Here is a 24,581-nt window from a genome sequence, read left to right on the forward strand (position 1 = left end):
TGGAGGCTTTGCAAGAGCGTCTGGTAGAGCGCTGTGTCTATCTCCAGGAGCACCCCGAGGTCATCCGGGGGGTGGCGGGGTTCAGGTGGATCCCCAATGGATGACTATCTATCTAAGGTTGGTATTATTTAGGATAGAGGTCGAGCATTTGGCACTTGGCGTCTTGCGTTTTGCGTTTTGCGTCCGGCGTAATAATCTTGGTGTTATGGTCGTGACCCGCATTGCACCCTCTCCTACGGGCGACCCCCACGTTGGAACGGCGTACCAAGCGCTGTTCAACTACGTCTTCGCCAAGCAGCACGGCGGCAGGTTCATCGTGCGGATCGAGGACACCGACCGCACCCGCTATAACCCCACCTCCGAGCGGCGAATACTGGAGATGCTCGAGTGGCTCGGGCTCTCCCCCGACGAGTCGCCTCTGAAGGGCGGGCCCAACGGCCCCTACGTGCAGTCGCAGCGGCTCCACATCTACCAGGAGCACGCCCGGCGACTGCTGGAGTTGGGAGCCGCCTACCGAGCCTTCGACACCCCCGAAGAACTCGCCGCCGCCCGCGAGGAAGCCCGCAAGGCCGGAAAGCAGGAGCAGGGCTACAACCGTCGCTACCGCGACTACCCCCGCGAAGAGGCCGAGCGCCGGGCGGCTGCCGGGGAGCCCCACGTCATCCGGCTCAGGGTGCCCCTGGAGGGCAAGACCGTCGTCAACGACCTGCTGCGTGGGCCGGTGGAGTTCGACAACGCCCATCTCGACGACAAGGTATTGCTCAAGGCCGATGGCTACCCTACCTATCACCTCGCGGCCATGGTGGATGACCACCTCATGGGCGTAACCCACGTCATCCGGGCCGAAGAATGGCTCACCAGCACCCCCTTCCACGTCCTGCTCATCAAGGCCTTCGGCTGGGAGGAGCCGGTGTGGTGCCACACCCCCCTGCTGCGCAACCCCGATAAGTCCAAGCTCTCCAAGCGCAAGATGGACACCAGCGTGGACAGCTACCGCGCCCAGGGCATCCTGCCCGAGGCGCTGCTGAACTACCTGGGCACCATGGCCTGGAGCATGCCCGACGGGCGGGAGATCTTCAGTGTGGCCGACATGATCGAGCACTTCGATCTGCGGCGCATCAGCCTGGGCGGGCCGGTGTTCGACCTAGCCAAGCTCAAGTGGATGAACGGCAAGTACATCCGCGAGGTGCTCTCGTTGCAGGAGTTGGCCGCGCGGCTCAAACCCTTCCTCGAGGCCGCCGGCTACACCTACCCCTCCGAGGCCTACCTCGAGCAGGTCATCACGGCCATGCGGGCCCGCTTCGAGACGCTGTCGGAGTTCGTGCAGAAGGCGGTCTACTTCTTCCGCGAGGACTACCCCATGCAGGAGAAGGCCAGGGCCAAGCTCGAGGAGGGCCTCGCTTTCCTGGGCGAATTGCGTGAACTCCTCGCCTCCTTGCCCAACTTCCTCCCCGAGACCACCGAGCCCGCGCTCAAAGGCTTCGCCGAGGCCAAGGGCCTCAAGACCGCCGCGGTGATGCAGCCCCTGCGGGCCGCCCTCACCGGCTCGCTCGAGACCCCCGGCATGTTCGACTTGCTGATGATCCTGGGCAAGGAGCGGGTGCTCGAGCGGCTGGCGAGGGTGCTGGACCAGGTCACCCCACGGTGAAGGGCCATAGGCCCCCAACGAGCAACAAACCTACGCCGGAGGAAGCGCCAGGGGGAAGAAAGGGCGTTCGGCGTTTTGCGTATGGTAGGACCCCTGGCGTCTTGCGTTTGGCTATCAGTCATCGACGAGCCTCCCGAGCGTAACCCCCCCCATTTCACGGGCTTAGCTCCTCGTCCCACCCAAGTAACGCGCCGCCGATTTGCCGCCCCCGTCGGCGGGCTTTAGTGGTAACGAGGGTTTTACGAACAGGCGTTACTCTAGGGCTTAGGTGAATTTATGGTTGCCGTGATCCTTTCCGGTGGGGCCGGCACGCGCTTGTGGCCGGTTTCCCGCGAGCTTTATCCCAAGCCCTTCATGCGCCTGCCCGATGGGCAGAGCCTTCTGCAGAAGGCTCTGCTGCGGGCGGTGAGCATCCCAGGCGTGCGCGAGGTGCTCACCGTCACAGGGCAGGAGCACTACTTCAGCACCAAAAACGAGTACGCGGCGACCGAGCTGCCCGAGGGCCTCGAGCTGAGCTACGTGGTCGAGCCCCTGAGGCGCAACACCGCCCCCGCCATCGCCCTCGCCGCGCTGCACACAGCCCAGCGGCACGGCCCCGAAGCGGTGATGCTGGTGCTCTCCTCCGACCAGCTCGTAGACAACCTGGCGGCCTTCGTGCAGGCCGTGCAGCAGGCCGAAGGGGCCGCCAGGCAGGGCTACTTGGTCACCTTCGGCATCAGGCCCACCTACCCGGCTACGGGTTTCGGCTACATCCAGCAGGGCGAGGCGCTGGGCGAGGGGGTGTTCAGGGTCGAGCGCTTCGTGGAGAAGCCCGACCTCGAGACCGCCAGGGGCTACTTGGATCAGGGCACCTTCTCCTGGAACGCGGGCATCTTCTGCTTCCAGGCCGGGGCCTACCTCGAAGCCCTCAAGACCCTCTCCCCCGAGGTCTACGAAGCGGTGCTGCGCTGCTGGGAGAGCAGCCCCAAGAGCAGCCCCAGCTACATCGACGCGGCGAGCTTCAAGGCGGTGCCCAACATCTCGGTGGACTACGCGGTGATGGAGAAGTCCGACCGGGTGGCCGTGGTGCCCGCGGCCTTCGGCTGGAGCGACCTGGGCTCCTGGGACGCCACCGCCGAGTTGGTCCCGCCCGACGCCCAAGGAAACCGGATCTTCGGGGACGTGGTGCTGGTGGATGCGCACGACACCTTCGTGCAGAGCGAGGGCCGGGTGGTGGCGGCCATCGGGGTGGAGAAGCTGGTCATCGTCGACACCCCCGACGCCCTGCTGGTGGCCCGGCGCGACCGCGTGCAAGACGTGAAGAAGGTGGTCGAGCAGCTCCAGGCCAAGCAGCACCAGGCCGCCAACCGCCACCGCACCGTGCAACGCCCCTGGGGCAGCTACACCCTGCTCGAAGAAGGCCCCAACTTCACCATCCGCCGCCTGGTCGTCCGGCCCGGCCAGAGCCAGCTACTGCAACTGCACCACCACCGCAGCGAGCACTGGGTGGTGGTCTCGGGCACCGCGCGGGTGGTGCGGGGGGAGCAGGAGCTGTGGCTACGGACCAACGAATCCATCAACATCCCCGCCGCCACCCCGCACCGCCTCTCCAACCCCGGCCTCATCGACCTGGTGATCATCGAGGTACAAAGCGGCGAGTACCTGGGCGAAGACGACGTGGTGCGCCTGGAAACCAGCGAGGAGTTGCTGCTCGAGAGCGGCAGGGGCGACTGAGCAGACTTCAGAAGTCGAGCAAGGGACATGAGCATCTGCGTTGGGTGTTTTGTGCTTCGCGTACGACGTAAGACCATCGACTATTTGTCAGAAAGCTCACCCCGCTCCTCGCCCCGATCCGCCAAGCTGAAAGCTCCATGCCCAAGCAAGCCAGCCACAAACTCCAGACCCACCGCCTCGACCTCAGCCGGGGGCTGCGGGAGGCGGCAGCCGAGGTGTGCCGCCGGGTGCCCGACCTGGGGCACGTTGATGTGGAGCAGGTACAGTTTGCCCTGTTCTACTCGCGCAGGGCTCAGCGCGTGCTGACCTATGCCCGCTGCTACCCCCTGCCGACGGGGCTCCGGCGCATTCGCAAGCGCTGGTACCGTCTGACCACTGTGCACACCGAGGCGGGCCTCGAGGCCCGCTACATCCTGGCTTTCGCCTGGACCCGCTTCTGGACCTTAGAGCCGCGCGAGCGGCTGGAGGTGCTGGTACACGAGCTCTACCACATCTCCCCCGACTTCAACGGCGAGCCGCGCAAGTTCGCCACGGGAAGCTGGCACGGGCCGGGACGGGACTGGTTCGACCGCCAGGTGCGTTTTATGAGCGAAAAATACCTGCCCCGACGACTGGAGAACCAGTTCCCCGCGCTGTCGGTTCGGCTGCACGACGGCCTGAAGGTCAGCGGGCAGCGCTTGCAGGTGCCGCACTGGGTCGCCATCGCCCCCGACGCTCAGGAAGTGGCGAGTTAGAGAAGTTGAGGGCCGATGGCTGTGCCTATAATGAAGCGGTATGTCGGATTTCGAAGCGGTGGTGGGGTTGGAAATCCACCTGCACCTCAAGACCAGGACCAAGATGTTTTCGCCCGCCCCGGCGGACTACTTTGGCGCTGAACCCAACACCCACGTCCACCCCGTAGACCTGGGGCTGCCGGGAGTCCTGCCCGTGACCAACGCCAAGGCGGTGGAGTACGGGATCATCTTCGGGCTGGCCCTGAACTGCAAAATCGCTTCCTGGACGCAGTTTCACCGCAAGAGCTACTTCTATCCCGACATGCCCAAGAACTACCAGATCTCCCAGTACGACCTGCCCATCGCCGAGCACGGCTGGCTCGAGGTCGAGGGAGAGCGCATCGGCATCAAGCGGGTGCACCTCGAGGAGGACGCGGGCAAGTCGCTGCACCCCGACTTCGGCGACTACTCGCTCATCGACCTCAACCGCGCGGGCTCGCCCTTGATCGAGATGGTCACCGAGCCCGACATCCGCACCCCCGAGCAAGCCCGCGTCTTTCTGAGCCACGTGCGCTCCATCGCCCAGACCCTGGGCATCTCCGACGCCAACCCCGAAGAGGGCAAGATGCGCGCCGACGTCAACGTCTCGGTGCGCCGCCGGGGCGAGCCCTTGGGCACCAAGGTCGAGATCAAGAACCTCAACTCCTTCAAGAGCGTGCAGCGGGCGCTCGAGTACGAGATCAAGCGCCAGACCGAGCTCTTGCGCCTGGGGCGCAGGGTCGAGCAGGCCACGCTGGGCTGGGACGAGGGCGGGGGCAAAACCTACGTGATGCGCCTGAAGGAGGGCGAGTCCGACTACCGCTACTTCCCCGAGCCCGACCTGCCGCCCATCGTGGTGAGCGAGGAGTGGCTGCAGCGCCTGCGCGCGGCCATGCCCGAGCTTCCGGCCCAGAAGTTCGCGCGCTACGTGGCCAGCGGCGTGCGCCCCTACGACGCGGAAATCCTGGCCTACAACGCCTCGCTGGCCCGCTTCTTCGACGAGGCGCTTCGGGCCTACGGCGGCGAGCCGCAGAAGCTGGCCGACTGGCTCAACGCCGACGTGGCCGGCTACCTCAACGAGCGGGGGCTCGAGATCCAGGACACCCGCCTCACCCCCGAGCACTTAGGCCGCCTGGTGGGGCTGTTCGTGAAGGGCGAGATCACCAGCCGCGTGGCCAAGAACCTGCTCCCCGAGGTGATGGAGGGGGCCGACCCCGAGCAACTGGTGCGAGAGCGCGGCCTGAAGGTGGTGGTGGACGCCGGAGCTATCCGCGCCCTGGTCGAGAAGGTCGTCACCGCCAACCCCGCCGTGGTGCAGCAGATCAAAGACGGCAAGCTCCAGGCCATCAACGCGCTGTTGGGCCAGGTGATGAAGGAGAGCAAGGGCACCGCCAAGCCCGAGGTGGTGCGGCAACTGCTGGCCGAGGTCATCGGCGTGCAACTGGCCTGAGCCGACCTGAACGAGGAACAACATGAAATACGAAGACGCCGGGGTAGACATCGACCGCAAGGCCGGGGCCCTCAAGGCCGCCGCCGCCCGCATCAAGTCCACCTACACCCCTGAGGTGCTCGCAGGCATCGGGGCCTTCGGGGGGATGATCGACGCTCGAAGGCTCCAGGGGATGCGGCAGCCGGTGCTGGTGGCCTCCACCGACGGGGTGGGCACCAAGACGATGCTGGCCGCCCAGACCGGACGCTGGGGGGGCCTCGGCTTCGACATCGTCAACCACTGCGTCAACGACCTGCTGGTGCAGGGGGCCAGGCCGCTGTTTTTCCTGGACTACGTCGCCAGCAGCCGCCTCGAGCCCGAGGTGCTGGGCGCGGTGCTGGAGTCGCTGGCCGAAGCCTGCAAGGCCGCCGGGATGCCCCTGCTGGGCGGCGAAACCGCCGAGATGCCGGGGGTCTACCATCCGGGCGGGCTGGACCTGGTGGGCACCATCGTGGGCGTGGTCGAGAAGAGCCGCATCGTAGACGGCTCAAGGGTCGAACCCGGCGACGTCATCATCGCCCTGCCCTCCTCGGGGCTGCACACCAACGGCTACAGCCTGGCCCGCAAGGTCTTCGAGGGCTGGGACTTGAACCAGCCCCACCCCGAACTAAGCCGCAGCCTGGGCGAGGCGCTGCTCGAGCCCCACAAAAGCTACCTCGAGCCCGTCTCGCGCCTGCTGGACAGCGGGCTCGAGGTGCGGGCCATGGCCCACATCACCGGGGGCGGAGTCTACGAAAACCTGCCGCGGGTGCTGCCCGAGGGGGTGGGGGCTCACATCGAGGTGGGCACCTGGCCCGTCCCTCCCCTCTTCCGCCTGATCCAGCAGGCTGGGAACGTCGCCCCAGAGGAGATGTTCCGCGTGTTCAACATGGGCCTGGGCTACCTGATCGTGGTCAGGGAAAGTGAGGTAACCCCGGTTCTGGAGTGCCTGGGTATGGGGTATCGTGTAGGAAAGACGCTCGAGGGTCGGGGCGTGACGGTGGGGTAGTGGGGTAGAGCGTAGTTGACCTGGCCTATGACCGAAATCTGGCTGATCCGCCACGGGGAAACCGCCTGGAACGCCGAAAGCCGGCTCCAGGGTCAGCTCGACGTGCCGCTGTCGCCCAAGGGGGTCTCCCAGGCCTTCCGGGTGGCCGAGCGGCTCAAGAACAGTCACCTCGCCTTCGACGCGCTCTACACCTCCGACCTCACCCGCGCCTTGCAGACCGCGCGGCCCATCGCCGAGAACCTGGGCCTTGACCTGTGGCTCGAGCCCCGCCTGCGTGAGATCAACGTGGGGAAACTGCAAAACAAGCTGCACGAGGAGATCCGGCGGGAGTTCCCCGAGTACTTCCAGGCGGTGAGCACCGACCCCTGGAACACCCCGCGCCCGGGCGGGGAGAGCATGGCCGACGTGGCCCGCCGGGTGGAGGACTTCCTGCGTGAGTTGCCCGAAGGACGCTTCATCGCCGTGGCCCACGGCGGCGTGATCCGGGCTGCGCTCAAGGTGGTGCTGGGCTTAGAAGGTCTCTCCTGGCGCAAATTCCACATTCAGAACACCTCCATCACCCGCCTGCTTTACCCCGAAGGCAGCGCGCTGACGGTGGGCGACGCAGGCCACCTGGAGACCTGGGCCGACTACCTCTCCGACGACCAGATCACCAGCGGCATCGGGCAGCTAAGCGAGCCCAATCGTTGAGGCTCGAGCGCCCAAGGCTGAAGAGCCAAAACCACGACCGAGTGGCGTTTTGCGTCGTGTTTTGCCGAGTCACTGCTCATGTGGTTGTGCTAGGATCATGGACTTGTGGAGACGACCCTCACTCCCCGAGCCCTCGGCTTCGCCATGCCCGCCGAGTGGGCTCCCCATGCTGCGACCTGGACGGCCTGGCCCCACGACGAGGAGCAGTGGATGGGCTACCTCGAGCCCGTGCGCCGGGAGTTCGCCGCCTTCGTGGACACGCTGGCCCGTTTCGAGCCGGTCCACCTGATCGTGGCCGACGAGGAGTCGGAGGCCGATGCCAGGGCCCGGCTCAACAGCGCCAACGTCACCCTGCACCGCATTCCCCACAACGACCTGTGGCTGCGCGACAGCGGGGCCATCTTCGTGAGGCGGGGCGAGGAAGTCGCGCTCACCGACTGGGAGTTCAACGGCTGGGGAGGAAAGTACCCCGCCCAGCTCGACAACCAGATCCCCACCCACATGGCCCGCATCCTGGGCGGCAAGCTCTGGCGCGCGGGCATCGTGATGGAGGGGGGCAGCCTCGAGGTCAACGGCCAGGGGGTGTGCCTCACCACCCGCCAGTGCCTGCTTTCGCCGGAGCGCAACCCCCACCTCGACGAGGAGGACCTCGAGGGCTACCTGCGCGACTACCTGGGCATCCACAGCGTGATCTGGCTGGGCGAGGGCCTGGAGGGCGACCACACCGACGGGCACATCGACACCATCGCCCGCTTCGCGCGCGAGCACACCATCGTGAGTGCCGTGTGCGAGGACGAAGCCGACCCCAACTACTGGCCCTTGCGGGAGAACCTCGAGATCCTCGAGAGCCTGGGGGGCTTCCAGATCGTCAAGCTCCCGCTGCCCAAGAACCCGCTCTACCTCGAGGAAACCCGCCTACCCCCCACCTATGCCAACTTCTACATCGCCAACGGCGCGGTGCTGGTGCCGGTGTACGGCGACCCCAACGACGAGAAGGCCCTCGAGGTACTGCGCAAGGTCTTCCCCGAGCGCCAGGTGATCGGCCTGATGGCCCGCAACCTCATCACCGGAGGCGGAGCCTTCCACTGCGTGACCCAGCAGCAGCCCGTCGGGCGAATCTGGGCGGGAGGTTGAGCGTGCCCAGGCTGGCCATCGTGCAGATGCGCATGAGCGAGGTGCTCGAGGAGAACCTGGCCAAGGCCGAGCGCTTCATCCGTGAGGCCGCCGCCAACGGGGCCCAAATCGTGCTGCTGCCCGAACTCTTCGAGAACCTCTACTTCTGCCAGAAGGAGCGCGAGGAGTTCTTCCGCCTGGCCCACCCCCTCGAGAACCACCCCTTCATCCCCCGCTTCCAGGCCCTGGCGAAGGAGCTTGGGGTAGTGCTGCCCGTCAGCTTCTTCGAGCGCTGCGGACAGGCCCATTACAACAGCCTGGCCATGATCGACGCCGACGGCAGCCTGATGGGCGTCTACCGCAAGAGCCACATCCCCGACGGCCCCGGCTACGAGGAAAAGTACTACTTCAACCCCGGCGACACCGGCTTCAAGGTGTGGCACACCCGCTTCGGGAGCATTGGGGTGGGCATCTGCTGGGACCAGTGGTACCCCGAGGCCGCCCGCATCATGGCGCTGCTGGGGGCCGACCTGCTGCTCTACCCCACCGCCATCGGCTCCGAGCCCGAGGAAGCCGGAGGTATCGACACCAAGGACATGTGGCAGCGGGCCATGATCGGCCACGCGGTGAGCAACGTGGTCTACCTCGCCGCGCCCAACCGCGTAGGCACCGAGACCATCGAGGGCACGCAGCAGACCTTCTACGGCCACAGCTTCATCAGCGACTACATGGGCAACAAGATCGCCGAGTTCGGCCCCGAGGAGGAAGGGCTGCTCTACGCCGACCTCGACTTTGCCAGGGCCCGCGCTTTCAGGGCCGGAATGGGCTTCTTCCGCGACCGCAGGCCCCAGCTTTATGGCCCCTTGTTGACCTACGACGGCAAAACCCGCCAGGGTTGAACTCGATCCCCCTGCACTGCTTCGGCTCGAGCCGTTCAAGCAGCTCTTACAGAAGATGGCGTCCGCATCTCCCTTGTGGGGGAGCGGTGGAGGTTCTGGGCCTGGGTCGTAGGCTCGAGAACCCCGACTACCTGATCCTCTAGCCCACGAAAAATCCCTTCGCAATCGCACCCATCCCTCATGAAAAACCCGTCCCTGCCTCGTCCTGGAGCACACAAAACCCCTCTCCCAAAACGACCCGTTATGTTTTGCGCAAACTGGTATAATCCCCTTGCCGGGCCTGCTCGGAGTGCACTTTGAAAACGAGTTCTTCCCACTCCTATCGCAAATCCCTGCGATAAAAAATCTAAATGCGCAGGAAAGTAAGCGCCCGTCGCTATAAACGTCACTTTTTTCGCAGTTATCCACAGCCTACCTGTGGATAACTCGCTTTTCTCATAAAACTACCCCCTGGGGCACCTGTACAGAACGGTGTTTTTGGGGGTATGCTGATGCAAACAAAAAGCCCCGCAAGGGGATTGCAACCTGAAGGGCCTCTACGGCGGCTGCGCAGGCCCTGCGGGATGCAAACAAAAAGCCCCGCAAGGGGATTGCAACGACGGCCCTGCGCCGCAGCGCAGGGGCCAGCAGCGCCCTAAGATGCAAACAAAAAGCCCCGCAAGGGGATTGCAACGACGGCCCTGCGCCGCAGCGCAGGGGCCAGCAGCGCCCTAAGATGCAAACAAAAAGCCCCGCAAGGGGATTGCAACCGGGCTTCAAGCTATTCGCCTATGAGTACATCGATTACGAGGATGCAAACAAAAAGCCCCGCAAGGGGATTGCAACCTTTGCCATTCCTCCTCCTTTCCTTGGGCGCTCCCTCTGGATGCAAACAAAAAGCCCCGCAAGGGGATTGCAACTCGGAGGCGGCTAGTGCTACCACCTCCTCGTCGCTCATGGTGATGCAAACAAAAAGCCCCGCAAGGGGATTGCAACGCACCTCAGTGAGGAAGTCGGACTTCTGGGATTTTGCCATTTGATGCAAACAAAAAGCCCCGCAAGGGGATTGCAACACCTCCATTACCATCATCTTGGCCCCTTCTGGGGGCTTCGATGCAAACAAAAAGCCCCGCAAGGGGATTGCAACTTGGGTATTCCTGGGAGTGGGGACTAGCCCCAACGGACTCCCGATGCAAACAAAAAGCCCCGCAAGGGGATTGCAACGCTACGACGCTGCCGCCTTGCGTCGCAGCTCCTCCAATCGGGGATGCAAACAAAAAGCCCCGCAAGGGGATTGCAACACTCCAGGATAGCTTTGATTGGCTCCTTTCGCCCATTGCGATGCAAACAAAAAGCCCCGCAAGGGGATTGCAACATGGTGGTTCCACTCCATGGTGTCACCACCGTAGAAGATGGTTGGATGCAAACAAAAAGCCCCGCAAGGGGATTGCAACCCTAGCCCTGGGGCAGCCTGCGCCTAGGTGTGCATGTGCCTGATGCAAACAAAAAGCCCCGCAAGGGGATTGCAACGTGAATTCCCGGATATTCCAGCCGGTCACAGCCCCGGCGATGCAAACAAAAAGCCCCGCAAGGGGATTGCAACCCCCGAATCGTTGTACCCCTGGGCCGCCTGGCCGTCATGCAGCGATGCAAACAAAAAGCCCCGCAAGGGGATTGCAACATAGTCAGGCGGTGTCGAATCCTAGCGCTGTATTGGAGAGGCATGAGCCCTGAGCTAAGCGAGGTAAAGGGTCACCTAATCGGCGCAAATCTCCCTTCAGTACGCTGGGCTCATGAAGAACATCCTGGCCATTGTGGCTCTGGTGCTGTGTAGCCTGGGCCTGGCCCAGAACAAAGTAGACGAGAAGCTCCGGCAACGGCTGGCCCAGGGCGGCACCGTCGAAGTCATCGTGGAGATGGAGGCAGGGGGGCTGTCTCCCGGTCAGACCCGGCAGAGCCTCCTGAGAGGGCTCAAGCAACAGCTCGAGGTGCAGAAACTCAAGCTCAGGGTCAGGCCCCTCAAGGGTTTCTGGCTTAACCAGAGCTTCCTGGTGCGCCTGCCGGCCAACGCCGTGGCCGCGCTGGCCAACACTCCGGGCGTCCGGCGGGTTTACGAGAACCGCCGGGTGCAACTGCCCAGGCCCCGGATCCAGGGCAGCAGCGTGCCGGAGGGCTCGAGGTGGGCGCTCGAGCGCATCAAGGCCACCGAGTTGTGGGCCGCTGGCTTCCGGGGACAGGGCGTGAAGATCGGGCACCTGGACACCGGCCTCGACGGCAGCCACCCGGCGCTGGCCGGCAAGATCGCGGCCTTCACTGTGGTGGACAGCGAGGGCAACCCCTCGCCTGCCAGCCCCCACGACACCGACACCCACGGCACCCACACCGCCGGGCTGCTGGTAGGCAACGAGGTGGGCGTCGCCCCCGAGGCTCGGCTGGTCTCGGCGCTGGTGCTGCCGGAGGGCGGGGGCACCCTGGCCCAGATCATCGGGGGGATGGAGTGGGCCATCGAGCAGGGGGTGCAGGTGCTCTCGCTGTCGCTGGCGGTGCAGGGAGCCTGGCCCGAGTTCGCCTCCATCGTGGAGAGGGTCAGGGCTCTGGGCATCGTGGGGGTCTACGCCATCGGCAACTTCGGCCCCGCCGCCGAGAGCACCGCCTCGCCGGGCAACCTGCCCGACGCGCTGGGGGTGGGGGCCACCGACCCAAACGACCAGGTGGCCCCCTTCAGCAGCCGGGGGCCGGTGCTGTGGGACTACCCCTACTACCGCGTGCTGAGCAAGCCCGACCTGGTGGCTCCAGGGGTGGGCATCGTCTCGGCGGTGCCGGGGGGCGGCTACATGGCGATGAGCGGCACCTCGATGGCCACGCCGCTGGTGGCGGGCGGTGCGGCCTTGCTGCTGTCGGCTAGGCCAGGCACGCCGGGGGGCACCCTCGAGCAGGCCCTCTTCGACAGCGCCCGGCCCGTGGGCAGCGCCAACAGCGCCGGGCGCGGGCTGATCAACCTCAGCGCAGCCCTCCAACGGCTCGGGGTGGATGTGGGCGAAGGCCCCAGGAACCCGCCTCCACCCTCTGGCAACGCCGCGCCCAGCCTCAGCCTCAGCCAGCCGCTGGATGGCTCCACCGTCTCTAGCAACACCGTGCGCCTCGAGGGGCAGGCCAGCGACGACCGCGGCATAAGCCGGGTCACCTTCAAGCTCAACGGCGAGCCCGAGGAAGACATCCGCATCGACCCCGGCCCCAGCGTGCGCTTCGCCCATACTGCCGGCTTCCTCAAGCCCGGTGCCAACACCCTCACCGTCTTCGCCTACGACAGTGACGGGCAGCGGGTTTCGCGCAGCCTCACCCTCAACTTCAGCAGCGCCAGCGCTCCGGGCCGCATCCTGGTGGTCGATGACGACGCGGGCCTCTCCCCCGACGCCGCCACGCCCATCGAGGCCACCCTTCGCTCCTTGAAGGTTCCCTTCGATACCCACGCCGTGCACAGCGCGGGCGCGGTCTCGCTCGAGCAGCTCAGGCGCTATCCGCTGGTGCTGTGGATCCTGGGCGAAGCCTGGAGCGACACCCTCAGCCAAAGCGACCGGCAGAACCTGCGCAGCTACCTCCAGGGTGGGGGCCGGCTGCTCCTCAGCGGGCAGGACCTGGGCTACGACATCGGCGGCAGTGCCTTCTACCGTGAGGTGCTGAAGGCCGAACTCGAGGCCGACAGCTCGGGCACGCTGAGCCTCGTCGCCCTCGGCAGCCTGGGCGGGGGCCGCTACACCTTGATGAGCGGCGATGGGCTGCGCAACCAGTACTACCCCTCGGCGGTGCGGGTGCTGAGCGGAGCGGAAGCGGCCTTGCTGTGGGAGGCCGGAGGCGACTTCGCCCAGGTTCAGGCTCAGTCTACCGACCCCCGCCCCTCCCGCCAGAAGGGCAAGCGGGAGAAGAGGGGCCTCAAGGAGCGGCTCGAGCCTCGCCTGCTGGCCCAGTCCGGCGGGATCGCCGCCGGGACCATGAGCAGCTTCGGCTCGGGCCGGGTGGTCTACCTGGCCTTCGGCCTCGAGGCCCTCCCCTCCGAGCAGCGCAGCCGCCTGCTGAGCGGGCTGATGGGCTGGCTGATGCGGTGAACCCCGTCACCCTCAGCAGCCTCGAGTTAGACTCTGCCCATGTTCCAGGGCAAGGTGGTACTGGTCACCGGGGCCGCCAGGGGCATCGGGCGAGCGGTCGCGGAAGCTTTCGCCGCTCAGGAAGCCATGCTGGTGCTGTGCGACGTGCGCCCCGAGGGAGCCGAGGTAGCCCGGAAGATGGGGGCTTTTTTCGTCCACGCCGATATCGCCCAACCCCACGACCGCGAGCGCCTGATCCACGAGGCCGTGCGGCAGTGGGGAGGGGTCAACGTGCTGATCAACAACGCGGCCATCTCGGCTCCGGGATCGGCCCTGCGGGTGTCACTGGACAACTGGCAGCAAGTGCTGGAGGTCAACCTCACCGCGCCCATGCACCTCTCGGCCCTGGCCGCCCGCGAGATGAACAAAAACGGCGGAGGCGCCATTGTCAACATCGCCAGCGTGCAGGGCCTCTTCGCCGAGCAAAACAACGTCGCCTACAACGCCTCCAAGGGAGGGCTGGTCAACCTGACCCGCTCGCTGGCGCTGGACCTGGCCCCCCTGGGCATCCGGGTCAACGCGGTAGCCCCCGGCGCCATCGCCACCGAGGGGGTGCTCGAGGCCATCGACCTCTCCGAGAACCCCGAGCAGACCCGCCGCGACTGGGAGGACCTGCACGCCCTGCGACGGCTGGGCAAACCCGAGGAGGTAGCCCAGGCCGTGCTCTTCCTGGCCTCCGAAGCCGCGAGCTTCATCACCGGAGCCATCCTGCCCGTCGATGGCGGCATGACCGCCAGCTTCATGATGGCGGGAAGGCCGGTGTGAGGGGTGGGGAGCGGTAAGCCATCAACCGTCAGCTTGTGGCTCGTGGCTTGTCGAGGGTCGAGGGCCAAGGCGTCTTGCGTCTCGCGTAGGACGTACGACCGGCGTCTTGCGTCTTGCGCTTGACTATCAGCTATCGCCTACCGGCCATCGACCTACCTCCGCTCCACCTGAAGCGCCTTGCGCTGCGCCTCCTCGAGCGCGGCCCTGGCGCTGATTCCGCCCTTGAGGGCCCGCTCGAGGGCTTCCTCGAGGAAGCCATACCACAGCACGAATTCGGGGTCTTGCAGCCAGATGCCGGCGTCCTCGACCTGGGCGAAGGCCACCCGGCGGCGAGGGTCGGCTCTGTACCAGTCCTCCAGCAGCGGCTGGGCCGCGCGGCGCATGGGCATGTAATAGGTGGTCTTGACCCATTTGGCGATGTTCTCCGGCTCCATCAGGTATTTCCAGAAGGCCACGATGCCCCTGACCTGCTCGGGGGAAACCCCCTTGAGGGGAATCAGCGCGCCCCCGGCCAGGGGCACTTTGCCTCCGGCCACGCGGGGCACTGCCGTGACGCCGAGCTTGAAGGGGATGGGAGCGCGGTCTTCGATGAGGGGCCAGGTGGTGATGGGGGCGATGCCCATGAAGGCCTTAGTACGCAGGAAATCGGCCACCGAGAACTGGGCCTCGGCGATGTTGCGGCTCTGGGCGACCCCCTTCTTCACCAACTCCTGCAGGTACTCCAGTGACTCCACCACCCTCGCGTCGGTGAAGTTGGGCTTGCCGTCCTTGTTCACCAGGCTTCCGCCCCGGCTCATCACCAGCACGTTGAAGCTGTAGATGTCCGAGGAGACGATATACCCCTTGGCAGCCCGGCTGGTGAGCTTCTGAGCCGCGCTGGCCACATCCTCCCAGCTCGCCGGAGCCTTGAGGCCCTTAGCGCTAAACTGGTCGGCGTTGTAGAAAAACACCGGCACCGACAGGCCGATGGGCAGGCCATAGGTCTGGCCCCGCACCTTGCCGGTCTCGAAGAAGGCCGGATAGAAGTCGTTGGGAATCCCCGTGAGATAAGCGTCCAGCGCCACCCCCAGCCCCTCCTGCACAATGCGGCCCAGGAAGGAAATCTCCCCGTGGAAGAGGTTGGGGGCTCCGCCCGAGCGCAGCGCGGCCAGCAGCTTGATCCCGCCCTCGCGGTAGTCACCCACGAAGCGATAGGTGATGCGGTAGTCCTTCTGCTGGGCGTTGAACTCCTTGATGAAGCCCTCGAAGAGTTCCTGGGCGGGCGGACCCGCCGTATGCCAGAAGACGACCTCGGTTGGGCGCTGGGCCATGGCAGGCAAGCCCAGCAAAAGCACGAGCAGCATCAAAACACGGTGCATCTAGCCTCCAACTCCGGGTGCGGCCCGGTCTGCCGTAGTGTGTCACGGCGGCAGATTAAAACTCTGGGCCTAGCGCTCAAAGCCCCCTCCTCTACCTTCAGCTTCAGCCTTTGAGCCCTTCCTCAAAGGTCTCCACGATGCGCCGTTCGTAGATCAGGTAGATCACGATGAGGGGAAGGGTGGCCGCCAGCGCCGCCGCCGAGAGGGGCCCCCAGTCGGCGGGGTTTTGCCGTTGGAGGTCGGTAATCCAGGTCTGCACCGTCTTGAGCTGCTCACTCCCGGCCACGATACGTGGGTAGAGCACCAGGTTCCAGTGGGCGGCGAAGCTCAGCACCCCGGCGGCGATGAGCTGGGGCCGCAGCAGGGGCAGCAGGATTGCGCTCAGGATCACCCGGTTGCCCGCCCCGTCCAGCCGGGCGGCCTCGAGCAGCTCCGCCGGCACGGTCTTCATGCCCTGGTAGAGCAAGTAGACGATGAAAGGGCTAGCCGCGAAGGGCAGCACCAGCGCCCAGACCGTATCCAGAATGCCCAACCCTTGCAGCAGGCCGTACAGCGGCACCAGCAGCAACTCGGCGGGAATGGCCAGCATCACCAGGAAGAAGGGCAACAGCCGCGCCCCCTCCCGGATGGCGTAGGCCGCCAGGAAAGCGGTGAACAGTTGCAGCAGGGTAACGCTCCCCGACAGCAGCACCGAAAACAGCAAGCGCCCCCAAAAGCCCTCCCAGAACACTCCCCTCGAGAGCACCGCGAAGTTGGCGAGGCTGAACTGTAAGCTGAAGAACTCCCCGGCGAAGACCCGCTCGGGCGGGATGAAGGCCGCGTAGGCCATCCACAAGAAGGGCAGGCCCACCAGGAAGGCCACGGTAAAGACGAAGAGGTGGCGGATCACGCGGGCCTCCTGGCAGCATCGAGGGTCGATAGCCGGTAGCCGATAGCCGGTAGCCGATAGCCAAAAACCCTACGCCCTTTTCGCTGGCGTACGACGTAGGACGTACGACGTACGACCCTACTCATGCTCCCCCCCTCGCAGCAAGCGGGCCTGGGCCAGGGCGAAGAACAGCGTCAGGAGCAGGATGACTACCGTGACGGCGGCGGCGTAGCCCAGGCGGAAGTTCTCGAAGCCGGTTTCGTAGAGGTAGTAGCCCAGCACCCGCGTTCCCCCGAAGGGGCCGCCCCGCGTGAGCAGGAACACCGCGCTGTAGGACTGCAAGGAAAGCACCGTGCCGATGACCACCAAGAAGGTGATGGCCGGGCGCAGCAGGGGCAAGGTGATGTAGCGAAAGGCCTCGGCGGGCGAGGCCCCGTCCACGGCGGCGGCCTCGAGCAAGGTCCTGGGAATGCCCTTCAGCCGGGCCGAGACCACCAGCACCCCGTAGCCCATGTGCCGCCAGAGGGTGAACAGCGCGATCAGCACCAGCGCCCAGAACACCTCCTGGTCCCAGCGCGGGATGGGGATCAGGCTCGCCAGCGCTCCGTACTCCGGCGAGAACAGCGTGTACCAGGCCACCGAGGCCCCGCCCAGCGTGACCAATCCTGGCAGGAACAGCAGCGCCTTGATGGCCCGCTCGTAGCGCTGGCCGTCGAGGGCCAGGGCCAGCAGCACCGAGAGGACGATGAAGGGCGGCAGGGTCAGCAGGGCCAGCCCCAGCGTGGTCAGCAGGCTGCGCCCGAAGTCGGGATCGGTGAGGATGTCGCGGTAGTTTTGCAGCCCCACCGGCTTGGGCTCGGAGAGCCCTGACCAGTCCCAAGTCGAAAAGCGCAGCACGTCAAGGAAGGGGTAGAGCAAAAACAGCACCAAAAGCCCTGCCGCAGGCAGGGCGAAGAGGTGCGCTGGATTAAGACGAAATCTCATGCAGGTGGGGCGTGACCTCGAGCCCTACCACAGGTAAAGCGCCGATAGCTTGAGCCAGTAGCGGTCGGTGAGGGCGATCTCGAGGGCGACGGGGTCGAGGTAAGCGCGAAAGCCTACCCCGTAGGCCAGGCTGAAGCCGTTCTGGTATCCCAGCCCCAGGTAGGCCGAGAGGGCGCTGCCCGGAAGCTCGAGGGTGGCCGTAGGCCCCAGGTGAGTGCCGAAGGAGGGAGCGGCTACCCCGTTCTTGGCCGCGTAGCGCAGGTCCAGGCCCACCCCCACCGACATCGAGAGGTCGCCCACCACCAACGCCGGGATCAGGTTGAGGCGGCTGAGGGTCCAGACCTCGACCCCTCCGGCAGCCAGAGGGTTGAGCTCGAGGTCGAGCCCGGTGTCGAAGCCCAGCAGCGGCAGGTTGACACCGGCCTGCACGGCCAGGTTCTTGCCCACGGTGAAGCCCAGACCGGCGGTGTTCTCGGGGTAGGCCGGAACCTGGGCAAAGGCCAGTCCGAATAGCAACGTGAGGATTGGGAGAATTCGCTTCATCCTGGAAACCTCCAGACCCACGCCATCATAACAGGGCTTAGGGGTTAGCCCGGCGCGACATCGGGTAAGGTATGACCTGATGCGCCACCCGCTCTTCCTCCCCTCCGAGACCCCTCCCGCCGAGGCCAGAGCCCTCCCCGAGCTGCCCCTGCTGGTGCTGGTGGGCCTCACCGGCGTGGGCAAGAGCAGCCTGCTCGAGGCCCTGGCCTACCCCACCCTGCCCGACCGGCGCGAGGTGGTCGATCGCTACGTGCTGCCCCTGTTCGGAGCCGAGGGCAAAACCCTCGACCGTGCTGAGCGCTTCGCCCTGACCCGGCGCTTCCGCGAAACGCACCCCGGCGGGGTGGCCGAGGCCCTGAGCCGGGCCCGTACCCTGCCCACCTGGCCGCTGCTCTTCGACGGCTTGCGGGGGGAAGCCGAGGTAGCCTATGCGCTCGAGCACCTGCCCCTGGCTCACTTCGTGGTGCTCGAGGCCCGCGACCTCACCCGCCTCGCGCGCCTGCTAGGGCGCGGGGACCGCTTCGACCGGGTGAGGCTGGATTCCACCGACGAGAGCGAGATTCGCGCCGTGGCCCAGGGAGTGTTCTCGGAGGAGGAGCTCGAGCAAGCCATGTCCTGGGGGTTCCCCGCTCAGGAGCTGCTGGCCAAGCTCAAGATCGTGGCCGAGGAGCGCAAGAACTACAGCCCCGAGGGGCCCCGGCGCTTGCTGGGGGGTCACCCCCGCGCCCTCTTCCTCGACACCGAGACCCTGAGCGTCGCCGAGGAAGCCCATCAGATTGGGGAGTTGGTGAGGAGGATCCATGCCCAGCATTGACGCCATCCGGGCCCGGCCCTTCCGCATCCCTTTGCGGGGGGCGCTGCGCTGGGGCAAGGCCAGCGAGATGGAGGCCATGGAGCACGTGCTGCTGGAGGTCAGCCTCTCCGACGGCTCGGTGGGCCGGGCCGAAATCCCGCCGCGCCCCACCATCTACGGCGAAACCCAGGCCACCGTGCTGGCCGCGCTGGAGTACCTCGCCCCCCGGCTGCTGGGCCTGGAGGTGGAGGACGCCGAGGCCATCCAGGCGGTGTTGGGGGGCTTCCCCGGCCACCTCACCACCAAGGGCGGGCTGGACATCGCGCTGTGGGAGGCCTGGGCCCGCTCGCAGGGCCAGGAGCTGTGGCAGGCCCTCGAGCCCCAGCACTCCCGGGTGCGGGTGAGCTACATCCTGGGCATCGCCGACCCCGAGGAGATGCTGCGCGACGCCGAGGCGGTTTGGGCGGCGGGGGTGCGGGTGTTCAAGGTCAAGGTCGGGCGTGACCTGGAGGGCGACCTGAAGCGCCTGGAGCTGCTCAAGCAGCACTTCCCCGAAGCCGACCTCTACGCCGACGCAAACGAGACCCTCGAGCCTGAGAGCGGCGAGCGCTACCTCAAGGCCTGGGCCGCCGCCGGGCTGTCGTACGTGGAGGAGCCCCTGCCCATCGAGGAAATCAGGGCCAGAAAGGCCCTGCGCGAGAGGCGCTGGCTGCGCTTCATCGCCGACGACTCCTGCTTCACCCCCCGCGACCTGCGCCGCGAGTTGCAACTCGACACCTTCGACATCCTCAACGTCAAGCCCGCCCGCACCGGCTACACCCAGAGCCTGGCCATGATGGGGCTGGCCCAGCAGGCGGGCAAGGGGGTGATGGTAGGCTCGCAGGCGCTGTCGAGCTTCGGCACCTATCACAGCGCGCTGCTGGCCTTCCTCGAGCCCGTGACCGAGCCCTGCGAGTTGGCCTTCCACCTCAAGGCCCAGGGCAGTTTCCTGGAGTTCCCCCCTCTGCGCGAGGGCTGGCTGTACTGGGACGAGCTCCGGGGCTGCCGCTTCGAGCCCGAGGCTTTCGAAAAGTACGCCCTATGATCTGGCTTCGGCTAAAATTGCGTCTCCAAATTGTGTAGCGCCTGGCGAATCTGGCGCACCTGAGCCGCTATACGAACGGGCGCGTTCACCGCGCCGAAGCCATCGTAGTTGCGCCGCTGCGTGATCTCGAAAAAGAACAGGTCGGCGAAGGTCTGGGTATAAGCATGAAAGAACTCCCCCTCTTCGCTCTGGTCGTAGAGTACGTTGTGGCGACGCATGGATTCCAGCAATTCGCTCTCCAGCGCGTAGCGGGCCTCGAGGTCGAGGTAGTAGTTCTCCGGGATGGGCAAAAGCTTCACCCCGTTGGCCTCCAGCGCTTCCAGGGTGGCGAAGATGTCGGAGGTAGCGAAGGCGATGTGCTGCACCCCGCCCCCGTAGTAGGCGTTCAGAAAGCGCGAGGCCAGGGTGCCGGTGTTCTGCGAGGCGTTGAGCACCAGCCGCAAGGAGCGTTCGGGATTTTGCATGGCCTGGCTCTGGATCAGGCCGCTGGGGTCGGAGATCTCGGTGAGGTCAGAGGCTTCCAGGCCCAGCACCGTGCGGTAGAAGAGCCTCCAGGACAGGAGCCGGGCGGGGGGCATCACCTGGGCCACGTGGTCTACCGCCTCCAGGCCCACCCCCGGCCCCGCGCTCTCCAGCGGCTCGAGGTCTTCGGCCCAGGGGGAATGGGGCTCCAGCAGGTACAGCAGGCTGCCCTCCAGGCCCCGCAGCGCGGGCAGGGGTTGCTCCGGCAGCACGGCGGGGGCCGCGCGGTAGGCCTCGGCCCTGGCCAAAGCCGGTTGCAGTGCGGCGACCTCGAGGGCCAGCGCGCACACCGAGGTGCCGTGTACGAGGTTGTAGGCGTGGGCAAAGCCCTCGTTCTCGGCGTTGACCACCAGGTTGATGCGGCCTTGCTGCCACAGGCTCACCTGCCTGGAGCGGTGCTTTCGGGTGCGGCGAAACCCCATGCGCTGTAGCAGCCCTTCCAGCTCTGCTGCCTCACCCTCGCTGGCGCAAAACTCGATGAAGCCCACCCCACGGCACTCCGGCGGCGGCGGCAGGCTCTGGGGGTCGGCCAACTCTCGCAGGTACACCAGCGAGCGGTAACCGTCCAAAGCCACCTCCCGCGGAGGGACGGAGCGGAACTGGTCGTTGAAGATTTCCAGGGAGACAAAGCCCGCATAGCCGGTGGCGACCAGCGCCCGCATGAACTCCGCCAGGGGAAGCTGGCCCTGTCCGGGGAGGTTGCGGAAGTGGCGGCTCCAGGGCAGCAGGCCCATCTCCAGCCTGGGCGCGTCGGCCACCTGCACCAGGAAGATCTTCTCCTTGGGGATGCGGGGGATCACCGAGAGGGGAAGGCTCTGGGCCAGGATGTGAAAGCTGTCGAGGATGGTGCCCACGTGGGGGTGGTCGGCCCGGCGCACTACCTCCCAGGCGTCGCGGTAGTCGTGGATGTGCCGGCCCCAGGCCAGGGCCTCGAAGCCCACCCGTAGGCCCCGCTTCGCGGCCCGCTCGCCCAACTCGCGCAGATCTTCGGCGGCCCGGTCCAGGCCCCCCTGGCTGTGGGGGGAGACGTTCGAGCACACCAGGAGTAAATCCGTGCCCATCTCCTCCATCAGGTCGAACTTGCGCTCGGCCCGCTCCAGGGCCCGGCTGCGCTGGGGCTCGGGCATCCCTTCGAAGTCGCGAAAGGGCTGGAAGGCCACGATCTTTAGGCCCAGCTCGCGTGCGAAGGCTCCCACCGCCCGGGGGCTGCCCTCGAAGCTCAGCAGATCGTTCTCGAAGAGTTCTACTCCCTCGAAGCCCGCTGCGGCGATGGCCTCGAGCTTGCTCCGCAGGTCACCGCTGAGAGATACCGTGGCGATGGATGTGCGCATGCTTCCTCCCTACCAGATCAGCACCGCCTTGGCCTGGGGCAGCCGCCCACCCAACAGCAGGTCGAAGGTTTCCTGCACCTGGGCGAAGGGGCGCACCACCGCCAGCTCATCGGGCAGCTCGGCGAGCAGCCGGGTGGCGCGGGAAAAATCGTCGTGGGTGAAGACGTAAGCCCCCTTGAGGCCGATCTCCTGGAGCACCAGGCGTTGCAAGGGGAGGGTAGCCTCCACCGCCTCCAGCCCGACCAGCACCACCTGCCCTCCAGGCTGAACGTGTGATGCGGCCAGGCCAGGGGTGGCCTGAGCACCCACGCAGTCGAGGGCTAGCTCGTAGGAGCCGCTGGGGGCCTCGAGCACCCCCCTCAGAAAGCCCAGCCCCTCCAGCCAGGCCCGCCGCAGGGGGTTGCGCTCGGCCACCCAGACCTCCGCCCCGGCCCGCGCGGCCAGCCAGGCCGCCAGGGTTCCGATGGCCCCGCCCCCAATCACCAGCACCCTGCGGCCCAGCATCCCCCCGGCCAACTCCACCGCCCGCAGCGCCACGGCCAGCGGCTCGCACAGAGCCCCCTTCCAGAGGGGCAGGCCCTCGGGCAGGGGGTGAAGCTGTCCCAGGGGCAGGCGAATCTGCTGGGCGAAGCCCCCCCAGTAGTGGAAGCCCACGTTGGTGCGTTGGGGGCAGAGGTTGCTCAGGCCGCGTCGGCAGGGCTCGCACTGCCCGCAAGACAACAGCGGGTTGACCGTCACCGCCCGGCCCTGCCACTCCGCGGGCCCCTCCAGCACCACCCCGGCGATCTCGTGCCCCAGCACCAGCGGCGGGCTCCAGCGCGCCCGCATGGCGGGGGTGCCCTTGTAAACGCTGAGGTCGCTGCCGCAGACGCCGCAAGCGGCGACCTGCAAGAGCACCTCCCCTTCCTGGGGGGGCTCGAGTTCGCGCACCACCAGCCGCCCGAAGTCCTCAAGCACCACCGCGCGCATGGGGCTCACTCCTCCGGCTTGGCCAGGCTGGCAAGCATCCTCAGCCGGTTGAGTCTGCGCCACTGCTGGTAGCGAATGCCCAGCATCAGCGCAACGAGGAGCGCGTTGGCCAAAGCCAGAAGGATGGCCACGGGACGCTCGAAGAAGCTCGCGAAGCTCCAGTGGGTCTTGATCATGCTGACCATAAAGTGCTGCTCGAGCAAAGGGCCGAGGATCATGCCCAGGACCACCTGACCAATCGGGAAGCCACCCTGGCGCAGCACGAAGCCCAGCGCCCCGAGGATGGCCAGAAGGTAGAGGTCAAAAGGGTTGTTGTTGACGGCATAAGTACCCACCACGCACAGCCCCAGCACCATCCCCATCAGCGCCCGCATGGGGATCTTGAGGAGGGCGTTGACGATGAGGGCGCTCAGATAACCGCCAAAAGGCATGATCACCACGCTGGCCAGGAAGAAAGCCAGGTAGATCTGGACGACCAGGCTAGAGTATTTGTTGAAGAGCTCGGGGCCTGGGGTGATGCCCATGGCCAGGAACATCCCCAGGAGGATCGCGGTCAGGGTATCTCCAGGAATGCCCAGGGCCATGGCCGGGATCCAGGCCCCGGCCACCGCCGCGTTGTTGGCGGTGGTCCCTTCCAGGGTGATCTGCTCCTTGGTGCCGCCGCGCATGCGCCTGAAGTTGCTGCATATCCAAGCGGCGATGTCGGAGCCGGCGCCGGGCAGGAAACCGACGAAGGTGCCGATGACCGACGAGCGCCACAGGCCCCACTTCTCCCTCAGGCAAAGCCGCCAGGTCTCCACGAAGAACTCGCGGAACACCGAACTCCCCCGTGCCAGCCGCTCCAGCCGCCTAAACTCCTGGCGGCTGGAGCCATGAAAGAGGTGCTCCAAGACCTCGCTGACCCCGAAGAAGGCCACCAGGGCGATGATGAAGTCGATCCCCCCCAGAAGGTTGGGCTGGCCGAAGGTAAAGCGGGGGTGGCCCAGCGCCGGGTCGTAGCCGATGGTGGCCAGCAGCATGCCGATGCCGAAGGCGATGGCCCCCTTCAGAAGGGAAGGTACGGCGAAGATGCCGCTGACGATGCCCAGCAGGACCAACCAGAAGTACTCGAAGGAGGAGAACTGCTTGGCCAGCCAAACCAGGGCCAGCGAGCCCAGGACAAGAAAAACCAGCCCGATGAGGCTACCGATGGCCGAGGGTATGGAAGCAATCCCCAGGGCATAGGCCGGGGAGCGTTCCTGGCCGATGTCGTAAATCTCCTCGGTATAAGCCGCCGAGGCCGGGGTGCCGGGTATGCGCACCAGCACGGAGCCGATGTCCCCGGCGAAGATGGCCGTGGAGGTGATGCCGATGATGGCAGCCATGGCCACGTAGGGTCCTAGGAAGAGGAGGACGGGGATGGCCAGGCTCAGGGCAAGGGTGGCGGTCAGACCTGGGATGGCGCCGAAGACGGCCCCGTACAGCGAACCCAGGAGGAGGGCCAAAAGGGCCTCTGGGCTGAAGAAACTCATCCCTGCACTCCCAGGAAACGCATGAAGACTACATACACGAAGAGCCCCATAGCCACCCCCACGGCCAGTACCTCCTGCCAGCGGGCCCTCAGCAGGAGGCAGGCGAACAGAGCATAGGCCACGGCGGTAGGGATGAGGCCAAGGCGGGCGAGCATCACAGGGGCCAGTCCCAGGCTCAACAGAACGCCCAGGGTGTTCACCAAACCCTTCCTACCCTCGACGGCCACCCCTCGAGAATGGCCCGCTTGGAGCAGGGCACCGAGGAAAACTCCAAGGCCGCAGCAAACAAGCAGGACACCCAGGATCCCCGGAAACAGGGCAGGCCCAGGATATCCACCCTCCATCTGGGGCAGCCCCCGGCTGAGGATGAGGGCGGCCAGGCCCAGTCCGAAGGCCAGCAGGGCCCCTACAAGTTCCCAAAATCGCTCAGTGGCCATAAA

Annotated in this window: 20 protein-coding genes and 1 CRISPR repeat array; of the genes, 12 read left to right on the forward strand and 8 right to left on the reverse strand. The window is 66.3% G+C overall.

Annotated features, from left to right (window positions below; genetic code table 11):
- Positions 1-205: 205 nt before the first annotated feature.
- The 10 genes from gltX (at position 206) to Mrose_RS11300 (ending at position 14,178) form a co-directional block, all read left to right on the forward strand.
- Positions 206-1,648, forward strand: a complete 1,443-nt coding sequence (gene gltX / locus Mrose_RS11255) for a glutamate--tRNA ligase (RefSeq protein WP_119278295.1) — start codon at positions 206-208, stop codon at positions 1,646-1,648.
- A gap of 276 nt (positions 1,649-1,924) precedes the next feature.
- A complete protein-coding gene (locus tag Mrose_RS11260; protein ID WP_119278297.1) occupies positions 1,925-3,361 on the forward strand; it encodes a mannose-1-phosphate guanylyltransferase/mannose-6-phosphate isomerase in 1,437 nt (478 codons plus the stop codon).
- 137 nt (positions 3,362-3,498) lie between these two features.
- On the forward strand, positions 3,499-4,095 hold the full coding sequence (locus tag Mrose_RS11265; protein WP_119278299.1) for a putative metallopeptidase: 597 nt from the start codon (positions 3,499-3,501) through the stop codon (positions 4,093-4,095).
- 40 nt (positions 4,096-4,135) lie between these two features.
- Complete coding sequence (gatB, locus tag Mrose_RS11270) at positions 4,136-5,563, forward strand: Asp-tRNA(Asn)/Glu-tRNA(Gln) amidotransferase subunit GatB (protein WP_119278301.1); 1,428 nt, start codon at positions 4,136-4,138, stop codon at positions 5,561-5,563.
- Positions 5,564-5,585: 22 nt separating this feature from the next.
- Complete coding sequence (gene purM / locus Mrose_RS11275) at positions 5,586-6,590, forward strand: phosphoribosylformylglycinamidine cyclo-ligase (protein WP_119278303.1); 1,005 nt, start codon at positions 5,586-5,588, stop codon at positions 6,588-6,590.
- A gap of 27 nt (positions 6,591-6,617) precedes the next feature.
- Complete coding sequence (locus tag Mrose_RS11280) at positions 6,618-7,280, forward strand: histidine phosphatase family protein (protein WP_119278305.1); 663 nt, start codon at positions 6,618-6,620, stop codon at positions 7,278-7,280.
- A 105-nt stretch (positions 7,281-7,385) separates the two neighbouring features.
- A complete protein-coding gene (locus tag Mrose_RS11285) occupies positions 7,386-8,414 on the forward strand; it encodes an agmatine deiminase family protein (protein WP_245969852.1) in 1,029 nt (342 codons plus the stop codon).
- A 2-nt stretch (positions 8,415-8,416) separates the two neighbouring features.
- Positions 8,417-9,292, forward strand: coding sequence for an N-carbamoylputrescine amidase (gene aguB, locus Mrose_RS11290; RefSeq protein ID WP_182482779.1), 876 nt, complete (start codon positions 8,417-8,419; stop codon positions 9,290-9,292).
- 490 nt (positions 9,293-9,782) lie between these two features.
- Positions 9,783-10,952: a CRISPR direct-repeat array (repeat unit 35 nt; unit sequence GATGCAAACAAAAAGCCCCGCAAGGGGATTGCAAC).
- Between the two features lie 112 nt (positions 10,953-11,064).
- Positions 11,065-13,374, forward strand: coding sequence for a S8 family serine peptidase (locus Mrose_RS11295; RefSeq protein ID WP_119278307.1), 2,310 nt, complete (start codon positions 11,065-11,067; stop codon positions 13,372-13,374).
- 39 nt (positions 13,375-13,413) lie between these two features.
- Entirely contained in the window at positions 13,414-14,178 is a 765-nt protein-coding gene (locus Mrose_RS11300; RefSeq protein ID WP_420808344.1) for an SDR family NAD(P)-dependent oxidoreductase, read from the forward strand.
- Between the two features lie 152 nt (positions 14,179-14,330).
- Here Mrose_RS11300 and Mrose_RS11305 read toward each other — a convergent pair whose 3' ends face one another.
- The 4 genes from Mrose_RS11305 to Mrose_RS11320 form a co-directional block, all read right to left on the reverse strand.
- Positions 14,331-15,536: an ABC transporter substrate-binding protein gene (locus Mrose_RS11305; protein WP_182482780.1), complete on the reverse strand. Its 1,206-nt coding sequence runs from the start codon at positions 15,534-15,536 to the stop codon at positions 14,331-14,333.
- Positions 15,537-15,639: 103 nt separating this feature from the next.
- On the reverse strand, positions 15,640-16,425 hold the full coding sequence (locus Mrose_RS11310) for a carbohydrate ABC transporter permease (protein ID WP_119278313.1): 786 nt from the start codon (positions 16,423-16,425) through the stop codon (positions 15,640-15,642).
- Positions 16,426-16,542: 117 nt separating this feature from the next.
- A complete protein-coding gene (locus Mrose_RS11315) occupies positions 16,543-17,388 on the reverse strand; it encodes a carbohydrate ABC transporter permease (RefSeq protein ID WP_119278315.1) in 846 nt (281 codons plus the stop codon).
- A 24-nt stretch (positions 17,389-17,412) separates the two neighbouring features.
- Positions 17,413-17,931 carry a bioflim formation protein gene (locus Mrose_RS11320; RefSeq protein WP_182482781.1) on the reverse strand — a complete coding sequence of 173 codons (519 nt, stop codon included), beginning with the start codon at positions 17,929-17,931 and terminating at the stop codon, positions 17,413-17,415.
- 79 nt (positions 17,932-18,010) lie between these two features.
- Between Mrose_RS11320 and Mrose_RS11325 the strand changes: the two genes are divergently transcribed.
- Entirely contained in the window at positions 18,011-18,745 is a 735-nt protein-coding gene (locus tag Mrose_RS11325) for a DEAD/DEAH box helicase family protein (RefSeq protein ID WP_119278317.1), read from the forward strand.
- Positions 18,732-19,808, forward strand: a complete 1,077-nt coding sequence (locus tag Mrose_RS11330) for an enolase C-terminal domain-like protein (RefSeq protein WP_119278319.1) — start codon at positions 18,732-18,734, stop codon at positions 19,806-19,808. The genes Mrose_RS11325 and Mrose_RS11330 overlap by 14 nt, the downstream gene beginning before the upstream one ends.
- An 11-nt stretch (positions 19,809-19,819) precedes the next feature.
- Here Mrose_RS11330 and Mrose_RS11335 read toward each other — a convergent pair whose 3' ends face one another.
- Genes Mrose_RS11335 through Mrose_RS11350 form a run of 4 tightly spaced genes read right to left on the reverse strand, consistent with a single transcriptional unit; the run spans position 19,820 to position 24,578 of the window.
- Positions 19,820-21,661 (reverse strand): bifunctional sugar phosphate isomerase/epimerase/4-hydroxyphenylpyruvate dioxygenase family protein, encoded by a 1,842-nt coding sequence (locus Mrose_RS11335; RefSeq protein ID WP_119278321.1) that lies wholly within the window; start codon positions 21,659-21,661, stop codon positions 19,820-19,822.
- 9 nt (positions 21,662-21,670) lie between these two features.
- Positions 21,671-22,630, reverse strand: coding sequence for an alcohol dehydrogenase catalytic domain-containing protein (locus Mrose_RS11340; protein ID WP_119278343.1), 960 nt, complete (start codon positions 22,628-22,630; stop codon positions 21,671-21,673).
- Positions 22,631-22,635: 5 nt separating this feature from the next.
- A complete protein-coding gene (locus tag Mrose_RS11345) occupies positions 22,636-24,141 on the reverse strand; it encodes a tripartite tricarboxylate transporter permease (RefSeq protein WP_119278322.1) in 1,506 nt (501 codons plus the stop codon).
- Positions 24,138-24,578, reverse strand: coding sequence for a tripartite tricarboxylate transporter TctB family protein (locus tag Mrose_RS11350; RefSeq protein WP_119278324.1), 441 nt, complete (start codon positions 24,576-24,578; stop codon positions 24,138-24,140). Before Mrose_RS11350 ends, Mrose_RS11345 begins: the two co-directional genes overlap by 4 nt.
- Positions 24,579-24,581 lie beyond the last annotated feature (3 nt).

This window comes from Calidithermus roseus (genome assembly GCF_003574095.1).
GTDB classification, from domain to species: Bacteria; Deinococcota; Deinococci; order Deinococcales; family Thermaceae; genus Calidithermus; species Calidithermus roseus.